The organism is Trinickia sp. NRRL B-1857 (assembly GCF_050470685.1).
Taxonomy (GTDB): Bacteria; Pseudomonadota; Gammaproteobacteria; order Burkholderiales; family Burkholderiaceae; genus Trinickia.
Window position 1 is genome coordinate 296,067 of sequence record NZ_JBFLUK010000011.1, and the last position, 14,650, is coordinate 310,716.

Below are 14,650 nucleotides of genomic sequence, written 5' to 3' on the forward strand. Positions count from 1 at the left end.
CCCGCTTGCGTCGACGGCGACGCAAGCCGAAACCGGTGTGCCGGCGATCGTTTGAAGCGAGTCGTTGCGCGCGGACGGCGCAACGGACGGCAGATTTAACGCCGGCGCATCGGCGGGCGTCCCGCACTGGGCGCAGCGCGTTCGTCTTTGTGCCGGTAGTTGATGCGACCTTTGGTCAGGTCGTAAAGCGACAATTCCAGTCGTACGCGGTCGCCGGCCAAGATGCGGATATGGTTCTTTTTCAATCGGCCGGCCGCATAGGCGGCGATGATGGTCCCGTTCTCGAGGGTGACGCGATAGCGGCTGTCGGGCAGCACTTCGTCGACGACGCCGTCTAGTTCAAGCAACTCTTCCTTTGCCAAATTGATATCCCCAGTGATGGCGGCCGAGCCTTCGTATCGAACGAGGGCAACGGCTCGCGGCCGTAGTGTTGTCGGCGACCCACAAGGCCTGCCGACGCGTATGACGGGAAATACGGACGGCGATTAGAGCGGCTTGATGTTGGCCGCTTGCAGACCCTTCGGGCCTTGCTTCGTTTCGAAGCTCACGCGCTGACCTTCGACGAGCGTGCGGAAGCCGTCGGCGCGAATTTCGGAGAAGTGGGCGAACAGGTCGTCCTTGCCGTTGTCAGGCGAGATGAAGCCAAAACCTTTGCTGTCGTTGAACCATTTGACGATACCGGTATCCATGTAAATCCTTTGAAAAAAATAGACGAGCGAATGCGCGCGCCCGAAGGGGCACGACAATGAAAATCAAGGAGGGAGAGGACAACGAATACCGCCAGGTCGCGGTCAATGATGAACAGCAATCGCGCTTCTTGAAGACTTCAACTATCGACCTTACGCGTAATGGTGGGCACGGTCAAGACATTTCGTTGGGGAGGCGCTGCGGCAAGAGCCGGCGCCTCGCTCGGGAGCGAGGCGCCGGCCGCTGTCGAGCGCCGCGGCGCGGGCCGTTCAGTCCGCCGTCGTTTGACGGGTCTTGACGATTTTTCCCCGTTGCAGCACGTATCGCACATGCTTGCCGTCGTTGCCGACGACGCCGATATCGTCGAGCGGGTTACCGTCGAGCACGAGCAGATCGGCAAGGGCTCCTGCCGCCACCACCCCCAACTGTCCTTGCATATTGACGATCTCCGCTGCGATCGTCGTGGCCGAACGCAGTGCCTCCAAGTTGCCGAGTACCTCGGCGCGGATGCTGAATTCGCCGCATTGAAACGTGTGCATGTCGCCGAGTAGATCGGAACCGAAACCCATCTTCACGCCGGCCTTCGCATAGATCTCCAACGATTCGCGGCCGGCGCGCTGCACGGACGCGACTTTCGCGATCGAGGCCGGCAGCATCCCGAACTGCGCGCCGTGCTGCGCGAGCGCGTCGTAGGTGACGAGCGTCGGCACCACGAACGCGCCGAGCTCGTGCATGAGGCGGGCCGTCTGTTCGTCGACGAGATTGCCGTGTTCGATCGTCCGCACGCCGCAACGAACGGCACGCGCGATCGCCCGGCCCGTGTAGGCATGCGCCATCACATAGGTATTGGCGGCTTGAGCTTCATCGACGATCGCACGAATTTCGTCTTCCGAGTATTGCGTGTTGGCGATGGGATCGGTTGGAGACGCGACCCCGCCCGATGCCATGATCTTGATTTGCGTGGCGCCCTTTTGAATCTCTTCGCGGACGGCGAGCCGCACGGCGTCGACGCCATCCGCCACGCGGGCGATCGCACCTGTGCGGAAACAGCACGAGCACGGTTCGAGTACATCGCTGCGCGGGCGGAAGTCGCCATGTCCGCCTGTTTGCGAGAGCGCCTTGCCCGAGGGGAAAATACGCGGCCCCGGTACGAGGCCCGTTTCGATCGCGTGCATGAGGCTCCAATCCGCGCCGCCCGCATCGCGCACGCTGGTGAACCCGCGCGAGAGCATGGCATCGAGGATCGGTAGCGCGCGAATGACGGCCAGGATGTTCGGCTGAGCAGCGTTCGCGCCGAGGTTGGCGTTCGATGCCAGCACATGCACGTGACAATCGATCAACCCGGGCATCACGGTCTTGCCTCGCACGTCGATCGTTTGCGCGTTCGGCAAATCGACCGGGCGATCGGTGATTTCCAGGATCCGCTCGCCCTCGATAACGACATGATGATGTTCGAGCAGCGTGCCACGATCGAGATCGAGGACGTTACCGCCTTCAAGCAAGGTAATGGTCATTGCAAAATCTGAGTCGGTTGATAAAGGGCAAGGCGTCACGCGTGCATGCCACGGCGCATTCGTTCGCGATTGTCGGCGGATTTCGTGACGCCGAACAGCGCGGGAATTAGGGTGCGCTTTACGTATGATAAATGACTCGATGGCATGCGCCGTTGTGATGGGACTCGATCGTTGCTCGTCGACGTATTGGCTTCTTTTTATATTTCGATTATTATTGAAACATGGAAACGAACCAAGTGGTCCGCGCGTTGAGCGCGTTGGCGCAAGAGTCGAGGCTCGCCGTCTTTCGATTGCTCGTGCAGGCTGGGCCGAACGGGCTGCCTGCCGGTCAGGTCGCCGAGCGTTTGAGTATCGCCCCGTCTTCGTTGTCGTTTCACTTGAAAGAGCTGACGCATGCCGGGCTCGTGGCGGCGGTGCCGCGTGGCCGGTTCATGATCTATTCGGCGAATTACACGGAAATGGGTGCGCTACTGACATTCCTGACCGAGAACTGCTGCGGCGGCAATCCATGCGTGCCCATCAGTCCATCGGCCTGTAAGAAGCCAAGAGAGAAATCCGAATCATGACCAAGACAGTCCTCGTGCTTTGTACCGGCAATTCATGCCGCTCTCAAATGGGCGAAGTCATTCTCAACCATGACCTCGCCGGCAGTGTGCGCGCTATTTCGGCCGGCACCGCGCCTCAACCGAAAGTCGCCGACGGGGCCCTCCGAGCGCTTGAATTGGCCGGCCTTCCCACCGACGGTCTTTATCCGAAGACGATCGAAGCGGTGATAAACGAACCGATCGACCTCGTGGTCAGCGTCTGCGACAACGCCAAGGAAACGTGTCCCATTTTCCCGGGGCCGGTGAAGCGCATTCACGTGAGCTTCCACGATCCGCACGGCGAACCCCTCGATAGCTTTATCGCCGTGCGCAACGATATCCGCGCCCGTTTGGTGCCGGCGGTGCGCGAAGCCCTGTTTTCATAAGGTATTGCGATGTCAGTTCGATCCGAGCAGGCCGGCCGCGTAAACACGAAACCGGCCATGAGTTTTTTCGAGCGATACCTGTCCTTGTGGGTGTTCCTCTGTATCGTGGCGGGGATCGCGGCGGGGCAGGTCGCCCCCGGCGTTTTTTATCGCATCGGCGCGATCGAATTCGCGCAGGTCAATCTACCGGTCGGTCTGCTCATTTGGGTGATGATCGTCCCGATGCTCGTCAAGGTGGACTTGGGTGCGCTTCACGAGGTCAAGCGTCATGTCCGTGGGATCGGCGTAACGTTGTTCGTCAATTGGCTCGTCAAGCCGTTTTCTATGGCATTTCTCGCTTGGCTGTTCATTCGCCATTTGTTCGCCGCCATGCTGCCGGCCGACCAACTCGATAGCTATGTCGCCGGTCTCATCCTGCTCGCAGCCGCCCCCTGCACGGCAATGGTGTTCGTCTGGAGCAAGCTGTCTAACGGCGACCCGCTGTTCACGCTATCGCAAGTCGCGTTGAACGATACGATCATGGTGTTTGCGTTCGCGCCGATCGTGGCCTTCTTGCTCGGCATCTCCGCGATCGTCGTACCTTGGAAGACGCTCGTCACATCGGTCGTGCTCTATATCGTCATCCCCGTGATCCTTGCCCAGATTTGGCGCAATCGCTTGTTGGCGAAGGGTACCGCGGCGTTCGAGGTCACGATGTCGAAGATCGGCCCCTGGTCGATTGCCGCGCTGCTTGCCACGCTCGTTCTCTTGTTCGCGTTCCAAGGCGATGCGATCATCAAGCAGCCGCTGGTGATCGCGCTGCTCGCGGTGCCGATCGTCATTCAGGTATTTTTCAATTCGGCCCTTGCATACGGGTTGAATCGCGCGCTGGGGGAATCGCATAGCATCGCATGCCCATCCGCGCTAATCGGGGCGTCGAATTTTTTCGAGTTGGCCGTCGCAGCGGCGATCAGCTTGTTCGGCTTTCAATCCGGCGCGGCACTGGCCACGGTGGTCGGTGTGCTCGTCGAGGTGCCCGTGATGCTGCTGGTGGTACGCGTGGTGATGCGTTCGCGCCGATGGTACGAGCGCTGCGCTTAATCGATTGAGGTGAGGCAGGCGTACGTATTACGTCCTCTTCCTCGTAAGCTTCGGCAGTGCATGCTGACCTCGGATGATATTGATCAGCGTGACGAGTGCGGGGTGGTTGTAGCGGCGGCTGCCGTAATACATATGAAGCGGGTCCTCGACGAATGCATTGCTCGCCAGCACGACCCGCACCTCGCCTCGCTTCAATTCGCTTGCGATCCTCGCTTCGAGTAAATAGGCGATTCCCAGCCCTGCCTTGCATGCCGCAATCGTCGTCGCGGTGTCGTTGATCGTCAGCAACCCCGGCACGCGGATGCGGCGCTTTTCGCCGGCGTCGTTGATTTCCCAGCGGTAGCTCGAATTGTCGCCCAGCAACAGCTGTAGGCACGTATGGTTTGCCAGGTCGTTTGGCTCGCGCGGCGTGCCGTGCCGTTCGAGATAACCGGGCGACGCCGCCATGACCCATCGTTGCGGGCCGGTGAGCGGCACCGCCACCATGTTTTCCGGCACGTAATGGCCGTAGCGAATGCCCGCGTCGTACCCTTCGGCCACGATATCGATGGGCCGGTTTTCGACGACCACCGTCAAACGAACCTCCGGACAAAGGCGCGCGAACTCCGGCAGCGCCGGTGCGATCAATAAGTCGGCGGCGTCGGCGAATACGTTGAGCCGTATTTCGCCGAGTCTTCCCGCGCCGGGCGCGTCGAACGTTTCGAGCGCCGAGCCGATCAGATTGAACCCGTCTTCCAAGCGCGCGGCGAGATCGCGTCCGGCCGCCGTCGTCGAAACCGCTCGGCTTGTTCGATTCAGCAGTTTCGCGCCCAAGCGCGCCTCGAGTCGCCGCATGGCGTGGCTGATCGCCGACGGGGTCTGCCCCATCTCGATGGCAGCCAGCCGGAAGCTGCCGCACCGCACGATCGTGAGAAACGATTTGAGGTCCGCGAAATCGATCCGATCGTTCTTTGCCATGATGAATGTTGTTCAGCTACTCAGTGAATTCCATTCATTCTATGCCATGCCATGATTTCCCTCCCGGCCGATATAAACGTGGGGCGAGGCCCGCCGGGCTTGCGGCTCGCCATTTTTCGAAAGAGGGATCCATGCCGAATGTCGAGCACATCCGTATTGGCGATTTGAACGGCACGAAGGTTCTCGTGACAGGTGGATCGACGGGAATCGGAGCGGCGCTCGTGCGCGCGTTCGCCGCGCAGGGCGCGCGCGTGGTCGCGCATTACCACGAGAGCGAGGCGGCCGCGCAAGCGCTGCGCGCCGAATGCCCCGAGCGGATCGAACTCGTTCGCGGCGACTTGAGCGAGCCCGATGGCGCGTCGGGCGTCGTTGCGGCTGCGGCCGATGTGCTCGGTGGCCTCGACGGTCTCGTCAACAACGCAGGCGGCATGTTGGGGCGCATCAAGTCAACCGAGATGTCGCAGGCGCATTTCGATCGCGTGATCAATCTCAACGCGCGTTCGGTATGGGAGGCGACCTCGGCCGCCTATCCGTTTCTCAAGACGTCGCGCGGCTATGTGATCAATACGTCGTCCGTCGCGGCGCGCAGCGGCGGAGGCGCAGGGGCCGTGCTCTATGCGGCGACGAAAAGCTTCGTCAGCAGCATCACACGCGGCCAGGCGAAAGAGTTCGTGCAGGACGGCATTCGCGTCAACGCGGTCGCGCCGGGACTCATTCAGACGCCGTTTCACGATCGCTACACGCCCCCCGACGTCATGGCATTGCAAACGGCATCCGTGCCGATGGGCAGGGCGGGGCTTCCCGAGGAGTGTGTCGGCGCGTTTCTTTTCCTAGCGTCACCCACGCTGTCCGGATACATCACCGGGCAGATCATCGAAGTCAACGGCGGACAACTGATGCCATGAAAGAGGAGTGAAATGAATCAGCGGTTATTTGGACAAACAGGCAAGGCGGTTTCCGAAATCGGGTTCGGCGCATGGGCGATCGGCGGGTCGTGGGGCGACGTTTCGGAGAGCGATGCAAAGGCCGCGTTGCATGCGGCGCTCGATAGCGGCACGACGTTTATCGATACGGCCGACGTGTACGGCGATGGACGCTCCGAGCGGATCATCTCGGCGGTGCTTAAGGAACGCGGCGGCCCACGACCGTTCGTCGCGACCAAGGCGGGCCGGAGACTCGATCCTCATTTGGCCGAGGGCTATAACGCGGCGAATCTCAATGCATTCGTCGACCGGTCGCTGACCAATCTCGATACCGATTGCCTGGATCTCGTGCAATTGCACTGTCCGCCGACCGAGGTGTACTACCGGCCGGAGGTGTTCGAGGCGATGGAGAAGCTCGTCGCATCGGGCAAGATTCGCAACTACGGTGTCTCGGTGGAAAAGGTCGAGGAGGGGTTGAAGGCGATCGAATACCCGGGTGTGAAGTCCGTTCAGATCATCTACAACATCTTTCGGCAGCGGCCGGCCGATCTTTTCATGCGCGAGGCGCGCGCGAAGGACATTGCCGTTATCGTGCGCGTGCCGCTCGCATCGGGGTTGCTCACGGGCAAGATGAAAGCCGATACGACGTTCGCCGCCGACGATCACCGCCAGTTCAATCGCGAAGGACAAGCCTTCGACAAGGGCGAGACGTTTGCGGGCGTGCCTTACGACGTGGCGCTCCAAGCGGTCGAGGCGATTCGCCCCTTGGTGCCGGCGGGTGTGACGATGGCACAGTTCGCGCTGCGTTGGATTTTGATGAACGACGCCGTGACGACGGTGATTCCGGGCGCCAAGAACCGGGAACAGGCGCAGGCGAACGCGGCGGCGAGCGACTTGCCGCCGCTCACCGATGCAACCATGACGGCGCTGCGTGCGCTTTATTTGGGCAAAATCGCGCCTTTCGTCCACCACGCTTGGTGAGGCGGCTTGGGCCGGTCGGTCGATCGAAAGATCGACCGTTCCGAAATGGCATAGCGGTGCCGATCCGAGTGCGGGATGCTTGGCACGGATCGGCACTCGCGACGTGCGGGGCGAATGCGACGGACGATGCGGCTTACTCGGTTGAACCGCTGGTCTGGCTCGCGCTGCCCGAACCGTGAACTGCCTGAACGAGCGCACCTTCCGCCGTCGACAAAGCGGCTTGGATGCTGGCCGCTTGCTGCTGCAACGCACCCAATTCCGTCTGGGCTTCGCTTGCGCCCGACGGGCTTTTGGCCGTTTGCTTCATAGCGGCAATCCGCGCTTCCACCGCCGCCAATTGCCGTTGGAGCTGCGCAATGCGCTGCTGGATTTGACGGATCGAGGCTTGCGATGTGGCCGAAGATGCCCCGCCCGATTGCCCCGCTCCCCCTGCCAGCAACGTCGACGCCGGAATGGTGCCGCCCGCGGAAGACTTCGCCGAGTCCGTCAGTTTGGCGGGATCCGCTTGCAGTGCGATCGCATCGTGCACGTTCGATAGGACCTGTTGCCGGCTCGCCTCGTCTTGCGCTTCGGGCAGCTTTTTCAGCAACAAAAGTAGATCGGTCGAGCGAGATTGCTCATCGAACGTCGTCAAATCTTGCGTTGCGTTGCCGTTCTCATAGGTTTGCGTGCGTGTCGATCGACTCGCCGACTGCTCGGAAGCGGCCAGCGTTAGTTCGCCTTGTCGATAGCCGAACGCGGTCGTGCTTTGAGCGATATCTTCGATCGTGACGTAGTCGTAACTCTGTGATGCACGCTGCGATGTCAGCACGGGCGCCGGGCCGCCCGATATGCCGGTGTGGAACGTGGCACTGAGTTGCGATTGCTCCGCCTGGCGGACGCTGCCGTCGAGCGGCGGCGTTCCGTCGATCTGCGTCGTCTGCGAGACCTGATAGGAGAACGAATCGACTTCGGCGGGATGCATCGGATTAACCGACTTCGTCGTATCCGTAATCGATGCGCTGAAATCCGCTAGCCCCGTCAGCATCGCAAGGCCCGCATCGTTCAAACGAGACGACTTAGCCGCGGCGCTCGCCGAGGTTTGCGTGCCGCTGCCTTCATTCAACTCAGTGAAGGCGTCTTTGAACATCGTCATCAAGCTCGCGTCGGCATGGCCTCGCGCAGCGGCTTGATCGAATTGCGCGAGATAGTCGGCGATCGCGGCTGACCGCTGTTGCGGCGTGCCGGCGATTGCCGAATCGTTCGCATCGACGCTGAGGTGGATGCTTCCCTGTGCATTCGTGACAGCGACTGTCCGCGTGGCGCTATCGGCATGGAAAGCGACGGACTGGACAGACTTTCCGCCGTTTGTTTCGCCCGCGGTGAAATCGACCGAGGCCAGCACCGACGGATCGAATTTCATCAACCCCGTCAGATCGAGTTTCGGCGGCTCGGCGCTCGCTGCGTCGATGGCTTGTTGAAAAGCGCCGGCCAGACTGGAAAGCGCCTTGCGCTCGGAATCGCTAAGCGTCCCGCTCGATTGAATGCCGACGGACAGGCCGCCGTCCGTGCTTTCGAGCGTTAATGCCACATCGATGCCGCTCTTCGTCTTAACGGTCAGTTTGATGTCGGATTCAATCCCATTGCCGCTTTCGCTGCCGATACCGACTGTTCCGGGCGGCGCACTGAGTTGCGCGGATTGTGCATAATTTGCGCCACTATTGGTGAACCGATCGAGCAAGGCGCTGCCGAGTCCTTGGAAGCGGGTGGGCGACGAAGGCGATACCGAATTCACATAATTCTGGACCATTTGCGTACTGATCGCATCGCTGGACGGATTCGTCAACGTGATGCTCGGCAACGCGTAAATCGATGGGGGAATTTGAGTAGCCGCGGCAAGGGAGACGACAGCCGAATCGAGCGTCCCCGATTCTTGCCCCGTGCGTTGCAGCTTACTCGGCGCGACCGGCGAGCTCTCTGCCGGTACGACGTTCACTGCGCTATTGACTAATCTCGAAGGCGATACCGTTATCAAGAAAACCTCCTCGCTTATATGAGTGCGGGTGATTCGTCTATAACGGCTCGTAGCCAAATAACTTTATACCCTGGCGATCGCTTGTTTTGTCCTAATGTGCCTATTGCACATTGCCTCGGCCGATGCAAGCCGCCGAGCGAATAAGATCTAGAAAACATGACCGCACGATGACCGTACGCGCGAACGGCTTTAGCTCAGCAGACCGTTTTCGAGTGCATAGCGGGTGAGTTCGGCGTTGCTGCCGAAGCCCATTTTGTCCAGTATCCGCGACCGATACGTGGTGACCGTCTTGGGACTCAGATGCAATCGCTCGCCGATATTGACCAGACTTTCGCCGCGAGCAAGCAATTTCAATACTTCGAGTTCGCGATCGGAAAGCACCTCGTGCGTAGCGCCCGATTTGCCGCTCATCGCGCTCGCGAATCGCTCGGCAAGAGACGGGCTCACGTATTTGCCGCCCTTCGATGCCTTGCGGACGGCTTCGATCAGCGTTGCCGCCGAGCTGTCTTTCGTCAAATAGCCCGCCGCGCCGAGCTTGAGCGCTCGCATGGCGTAGATGTCTTCGGCGTAGGTACTGAGAATCAGTACGGCGAGCTCCGGGTGGCTGGCCTGTATGCTTTTGAGCAAGTCGAGCCCATTCTTCCCCGGCAACGCGATGTCGACCAAGGCGACGTCGAATCGCTGAGCATCGATCGCCTGGGTTGCCTCGGCGGCGGATGCAGCCTCCGCGGTGACCTCGATGTCGGCCGCCGAGCTCAACATCAATCGCACGCCGTTGCGAACGATCGTGTGGTCGTCGACAAGCAGAACCTTGATCGTCTCACTGGCCATGTGTATCCCCAATCGGAATCCGCAACTCGATGGTCGTGCCGTGTTCGGGGCGACCCGAGATCGTCAAACTGCCGCCGAAATGCCGGGCTCGTTCATGCATCCCGAGAATGCCCCAGGATTGGCCGTTGACCTGATCCTTGCGCGTGATGCCCTTGCCGTTGTCCTTGACCTCGATGAAGACTTCGTCGTTACGCGCATAGGCGCGAATGCTGACGTGCGAGGCGTTCGCATGACGCACGGTATTCGTCAGCGCTTCCTGAACGACGCGAAACAGCATCGTGCTCAATTCGGCGTCGATCGAGAGTGTCGATAACGCGGGATCGATCGAACAGTCGCAAATGAGATCGGCGCGCGTTTGGATTTGATTGGCGTACCACTTCATCGCCTCCCAAACGCCTAACTGGTCCAAGACGCTCGGCCTCAGATCGGTAATCACGCGACGGACCGCGCCGATCGCATCGTCGGCCAGGCGCGTTGCGTCCACGAGCAGCGGATCGGCCGTCCCGCCGGCCCGAACCGTGCGCTCGACCGATACCGATACATAGGCTTTGATGCCTGTCAGAAGGCTCCCTAGCTCGTCGTGGATCTCTTGTGCGATCCGCTTGCGCTCGTCCTCCTTGATCCGCTCTTGATGCGCGGCGAGCGAACGAAGCTCCGCTTGGGAGCGCTGCAACGTTTGTTCGGCGAGCTTGCTGTGCGTGACGTCGAGCAAGATCCCTTGGATCGGCGGGTGCGCCGATCCGTCGTGGACGATCTGCGCCTCGTCGCGAAACCAAAAGATCTTGCCGTCCTTGGCCGTCATCCGGTATTCGATACTGAGCGGCTCCCCGCTCGTGCGACTTGCCGTCACGGCTTGCCGCACGCGATCGCGATCGTCGGGATGAACATGCGCCTCATGGAACGACGGGCCGAATAGCCATTGCTCGGCGGTGAAGCCAAGCATGGCGATTTGGGGGCTGACGTATTCGAGCCGGTTTTGCGCGGTGGACCAGATATAGGTAATGGCCTGTATCTGCTCGACCAGCGCGCGAAACCTCATCTCGGCCGCGCGTTTCGCTTGGAGCAGCCGTTGTGCGTTGAGCATGCGCTCGATCGCCGCCGATATCTGCCCCAGATAATGCCGATCGGCATCCTTCGTTAGATAGTCGCGCGCGCCGCGTCGCATCAATTCCACTGCCAAGGCCGCGCTGCTCCCGCCGGTCAACACCATGACCGGAACGGCCATTTCTCCATCGTCGCGCGCGAGCGCCTCGAGAAACTCGAGCCCGGTCTGATCGGGGAGGTGATAGTCGAGCAAGATGCAGTCGGGCCGCTGCTCGGCCGCGAGCAGCAATCCTTGCTCGCCCGTATCGGCTTCGATGAAGACGTAATGGCGCTCGCTATCGGCCGCGAGCGCACGCTTGCACGCGATCCGATCGACGAGATCGTCCTCGACGAGCAAGATACGGATTTCGTTCGGCGCAGCCATATCGTTGCGGCGCGTGGCCGTCACGGTAGTTCGCTAAGCGACCAGTAGACGTCGATCGAGCGCATGACATCGACGAACTGGCGGTAATCGACCGGTTTGGCCATATAGCCGGCGACGCTGAAGTTGAAGCTGTCGACCTTGTCTTCCTGCTCCTTGGACGTCGTCAGCACCACCACCGGGATTCGCTTCAGATGCTCGTCGTTCTTGACCACCTCGAGAAATTCGATCCCGCTCATGACGGGCATGTTCAAATCCAGCAAGATGATACAGGGCATCGTGTTCTGCTTGTCGCGCAAGTAGGCGATCGCGTTTTCGCCGTTTTCCTGACGGACGACCGGATTGGTGACGTGGATTTCCTTCAGCGCGCGCCGAATCGTCATGACGTCGACGTCGTCGTCCTCGACCACCAGGATGGGTTTGTTCGGAATCCTCATGCGTTGTTCTCCGTCGATGGGGCAAGCATTTGCCGCGGTAGAGTAAAAAAGAAGGTACTGCCCGTGCCCACCTCTGACTCCAGCCAGGCGTGGCCGCCATACATCTCGACGATTTTCTTGACCAAGGCCAAGCCAACCCCCGTGCTCTCGAACTGATCGCGCGGCGTCAGTGTTTGGAAGAGTTGGAAGATCCGCTCGAAATGCCGTTGCTCGATGCCTGGGCCGTTGTCGGACACGGAAAACCGCAGCGCATCGTCTTGCCGGACGCAGTCGACGCGAACGCGGCCGACCGGTTTATCCATGTATTTGATCGAATTCGACAACAGGTTTTGAAAGACCTGTTGGATCCGAGTCTTATCGGCAAGCAGCGTGGGCAGCGACCCGGCAACCTCGATTTCGATGTGAGAAGGCGGCGCCAAGAGGTCGATCACCTCGCGCAGCAGGGCGTTCAAATCCAAGACCGTCGAGGTTTCCTTGATCCGGCCGGCCCGAGAGTATTCGAGAATCCCGTCGATCAATGCGCTCATACGGTGCACGCGGCGAATCAAGAGCCGCATATGCTCTTTGCCTTCCTCGTCGAATTTGTCGGCATAGTCTTGCGACAGCCAATCCGCGAGCGACGCGATTCCGCGCAGCGGGGCTTTCAAATCATGCGATACGACGTAGGCGAAGTTCGTCAATTCTTCATTGGCGGCGCTGATCTCTTGCATCAATCCACGCAAGCGTGCCTCGCTATCGAGCAACGCTTGCTCCGCCTTTTTGCGAACGCTGACATCGTGAATGGTCGCCATCACGAGTTTGAGCCCGCGATCGGTTTCCAAGGGCGATAGGCTGATCTCGACCGGAATTTCCGTGCCGTCCTTGCGTTGACCGCGCAACTCCATCCCCACGCCCATGGGGCGCGCTCTGAGCTGCGAGAAGTAATCCACTCGTTCGGCGACGTGCGCCGTGCGGAATCGCTCGGGCATCAAGATTTCCAGCGCCTGGCCGATCATCTCCTGGCTCGAATAGCCGAACAATCGTTCCGCGGGCGGATTGGCGAGCGCAATTCGGCCGTCTCGATCGACGATGATCAACGCGTCGGCAGCTGAACTCAACAGCCAGTCCAGTGTTTGGCCTTCGAGGATATGGTTTTTCATATTTGGCGAGTCAGTGGGGGCATGTGCGCCATTGAGCGCATGCAACCTGTTCGCAGGCGATAGCGGACCTAATGCGCAGCGCAATACCCGTCCAACAGGAATAGCGTCGATTTTAACAGTGCGAAAGCTTTTTTAGATGCCCCGCGCTCGCGGCGAGGCAATGTTAGACGGCAAATTCCCCCTGAGCTGACCGGCCGAGGGCAGTGCTTGACGCAGGTCATGTCTGCGCGCGCGCCGTCAGGGGAAGATACGTGCTCCAGTGTCACTACGATCCGGCCGCGCGTCATGCACGCCATGCACTTTAGTTATCCCGGGCCAGAATGGTTTGTGCAGGCCCTTGGTGCGTCCTACGTGGAGTCGTGGATCAAGGCGAGCCGTCAACCGCATTGGTTTCGCCCCTCGACCTTAGCCGTCCTAACCCCCGTGGGCCGCCACCGGGGAGAGGGCTTATCGCGCGATCAGTCGGCCATCGACGACGTGCGCGCGAATTTGTTGCGGCAAGAGATGTCGCTCTTCGCGCGCAAGCATGGGACACGCGCCGGCGTGTCGCATGTCTATTGGTCCGTTGGCGTAACGAGCCTGCCGGAGCCGGCCTTGTCGCGTCTGCACGCCACGATGACGGACTGTTACGACGTCCAAGACAGCGCGGGATTTACAGCCCATGTGACGATGGACGCGCGTTCGCCCGCGCAGCTGTCGATATTGCGCGCGCTTGGGGTGACCACGTTGCGCGCAAGCATCGCTCCGACGCGCGTTCCTAACTCGGCATCGATCGAGCGATTTTTCGCTCAAACGCGTGAAGAAGGCTTCCGTGCCATTGCCGTCGATTTGCCGATCGCGGTGCCGACCGTGCCGATGCGAACCGTGCGCGAGTGGGTGGCTGTCCTGACCGCTTGCCGGCCCAGCCGGATTTTTTTCGCGCGACTCGACGACGCCGCGACTCAGAAGACGGCGGCCAGATGGGATGAGGCCAGCCTCGTGCGGCGCGCATGGCAAGAAACCTACGCGACGTTGATCTCGACCGGTTACGAGTACATCGCTCACGACGCCTTTGCTTTGCATTCCGATGCCTTTGTCGATGCTAAGCGGCTGGCGGCGCTGGTACCGGGGCCCTACGGTTACGGCAGGCGTGTTTCACACACGTCGATCGCGATCGGTCAAGGCGCAATCGGTAACATCGGGCCGATGCAATACCAGAACTGGGCTGACCCGAAAACCTATGCGGCGATGCTGCAAGGAGAGCGGCTGCCTATCGAGCGTGGGTTTCTTTGCACGGCAGACGACTTGCTCCGTCGATCCGTCATGGCAAGCTTGCTGACGAATTTTTCAGTCGATATCGAAGCGATCGAGCTATGCTACGGCATCGATTTTCAGTCGACGTTTCGCCGAGAACTCTCTACGCTTGAACCGTTTCGTCGCGACGGCGCGATCGAAGTCGGGGACAAGCAGCTTAACGTTACGTCAGTCGGGCGCTTCGCATGCGATCGCATCGCAGGCGTATTCGATCGCTATATCAGGCGCGTCGAGCAGGCTCGACCCGAGCGCGACGGCTTGTGAGCCGGCAGCGCCGGAGCCGGGCTGCCGGCGCGATTCGCTATGCACGCTGCATTCTTATGTAGGGGATCCCCTACGAAACGCGACATGGATCGCCG

15 protein-coding genes are annotated in these 14,650 nt (G+C 60.6%); 6 read left to right on the forward strand and 9 right to left on the reverse strand.

Going from position 1 to position 14,650, the window contains the following annotated elements; translation table 11 throughout:
• Positions 1–95 precede the first annotated feature (95 nt).
• The 3 genes from infA to AB1286_RS22465 all read right to left on the reverse strand — a co-directional run bounded on the left by infA (position 96) and on the right by AB1286_RS22465 (position 2,201).
• A complete protein-coding gene (infA, locus tag AB1286_RS22455; RefSeq protein ID WP_430365454.1) occupies positions 96–362 on the reverse strand; it encodes a translation initiation factor IF-1 in 267 nt (88 codons plus the stop codon).
• A 123-nt stretch (positions 363–485) separates the two neighbouring features.
• A complete protein-coding gene (locus AB1286_RS22460) occupies positions 486–689 on the reverse strand; it encodes a cold-shock protein (RefSeq protein ID WP_430365455.1) in 204 nt (67 codons plus the stop codon).
• 267 nt (positions 690–956) lie between these two features.
• A complete protein-coding gene (locus tag AB1286_RS22465) occupies positions 957–2,201 on the reverse strand; it encodes an amidohydrolase family protein (RefSeq protein ID WP_430365456.1) in 1,245 nt (414 codons plus the stop codon).
• A 221-nt stretch (positions 2,202–2,422) separates the two neighbouring features.
• Between AB1286_RS22465 and AB1286_RS22470 the strand changes: the two genes are divergently transcribed.
• The 3 genes from AB1286_RS22470 to arsB are packed head-to-tail and all read left to right on the forward strand — an operon-like array spanning position 2,423 to position 4,251.
• Complete coding sequence (locus tag AB1286_RS22470; RefSeq protein ID WP_430365457.1) at positions 2,423–2,767, forward strand: ArsR/SmtB family transcription factor; 345 nt, start codon at positions 2,423–2,425, stop codon at positions 2,765–2,767.
• Complete coding sequence (locus AB1286_RS22475) at positions 2,764–3,171, forward strand: arsenate reductase ArsC (RefSeq protein ID WP_430365458.1); 408 nt, start codon at positions 2,764–2,766, stop codon at positions 3,169–3,171. The genes AB1286_RS22470 and AB1286_RS22475 overlap by 4 nt, the downstream gene beginning before the upstream one ends.
• Positions 3,172–3,180: 9 nt before the next feature.
• Positions 3,181–4,251 carry an ACR3 family arsenite efflux transporter gene (arsB, locus tag AB1286_RS22480; RefSeq protein WP_430365459.1) on the forward strand — a complete coding sequence of 357 codons (1,071 nt, stop codon included), beginning with the start codon at positions 3,181–3,183 and terminating at the stop codon, positions 4,249–4,251.
• Between the two features lie 27 nt (positions 4,252–4,278).
• Here arsB and AB1286_RS22485 read toward each other — a convergent pair whose 3' ends face one another.
• Entirely contained in the window at positions 4,279–5,208 is a 930-nt protein-coding gene (locus AB1286_RS22485) for a LysR family transcriptional regulator (RefSeq protein ID WP_430365460.1), read from the reverse strand.
• 131 nt (positions 5,209–5,339) lie between these two features.
• Between AB1286_RS22485 and AB1286_RS22490 the strand changes: the two genes are divergently transcribed.
• A complete protein-coding gene (locus tag AB1286_RS22490; RefSeq protein WP_430365461.1) occupies positions 5,340–6,113 on the forward strand; it encodes an SDR family NAD(P)-dependent oxidoreductase in 774 nt (257 codons plus the stop codon).
• A gap of 12 nt (positions 6,114–6,125) precedes the next feature.
• Positions 6,126–7,112, forward strand: a complete 987-nt coding sequence (locus AB1286_RS22495; RefSeq protein WP_430365462.1) for an aldo/keto reductase — start codon at positions 6,126–6,128, stop codon at positions 7,110–7,112.
• A 133-nt stretch (positions 7,113–7,245) separates the two neighbouring features.
• On the opposite strand, the gene AB1286_RS22500 is transcribed toward AB1286_RS22495, so the two are convergent.
• The 5 genes from AB1286_RS22500 to AB1286_RS22520 form a co-directional block, all read right to left on the reverse strand.
• Complete coding sequence (locus tag AB1286_RS22500; RefSeq protein ID WP_430365463.1) at positions 7,246–9,087, reverse strand: hypothetical protein; 1,842 nt, start codon at positions 9,085–9,087, stop codon at positions 7,246–7,248.
• A 228-nt stretch (positions 9,088–9,315) separates the two neighbouring features.
• Positions 9,316–9,957, reverse strand: coding sequence for a response regulator (locus AB1286_RS22505; RefSeq protein WP_430365464.1), 642 nt, complete (start codon positions 9,955–9,957; stop codon positions 9,316–9,318).
• Positions 9,947–11,449 carry a response regulator gene (locus AB1286_RS22510; protein ID WP_430365465.1) on the reverse strand — a complete coding sequence of 501 codons (1,503 nt, stop codon included), beginning with the start codon at positions 11,447–11,449 and terminating at the stop codon, positions 9,947–9,949. The genes AB1286_RS22505 and AB1286_RS22510 overlap by 11 nt, the downstream gene beginning before the upstream one ends.
• The gene (locus AB1286_RS22515) at positions 11,446–11,859 is read right to left on the reverse strand and encodes a response regulator (RefSeq protein WP_430365466.1); all 414 of its coding nucleotides are present in this window, start codon (positions 11,857–11,859) and stop codon (positions 11,446–11,448) included. The genes AB1286_RS22510 and AB1286_RS22515 overlap by 4 nt, the downstream gene beginning before the upstream one ends.
• Positions 11,856–12,998: a sensor histidine kinase gene (locus tag AB1286_RS22520; protein WP_430365467.1), complete on the reverse strand. Its 1,143-nt coding sequence runs from the start codon at positions 12,996–12,998 to the stop codon at positions 11,856–11,858. Before AB1286_RS22520 ends, AB1286_RS22515 begins: the two co-directional genes overlap by 4 nt.
• A gap of 351 nt (positions 12,999–13,349) precedes the next feature.
• On the opposite strand from AB1286_RS22520, the gene AB1286_RS22525 reads away from it, so the two are divergent.
• Entirely contained in the window at positions 13,350–14,555 is a 1,206-nt protein-coding gene (locus tag AB1286_RS22525; RefSeq protein ID WP_430365468.1) for a hypothetical protein, read from the forward strand.
• Positions 14,556–14,650 lie beyond the last annotated feature (95 nt).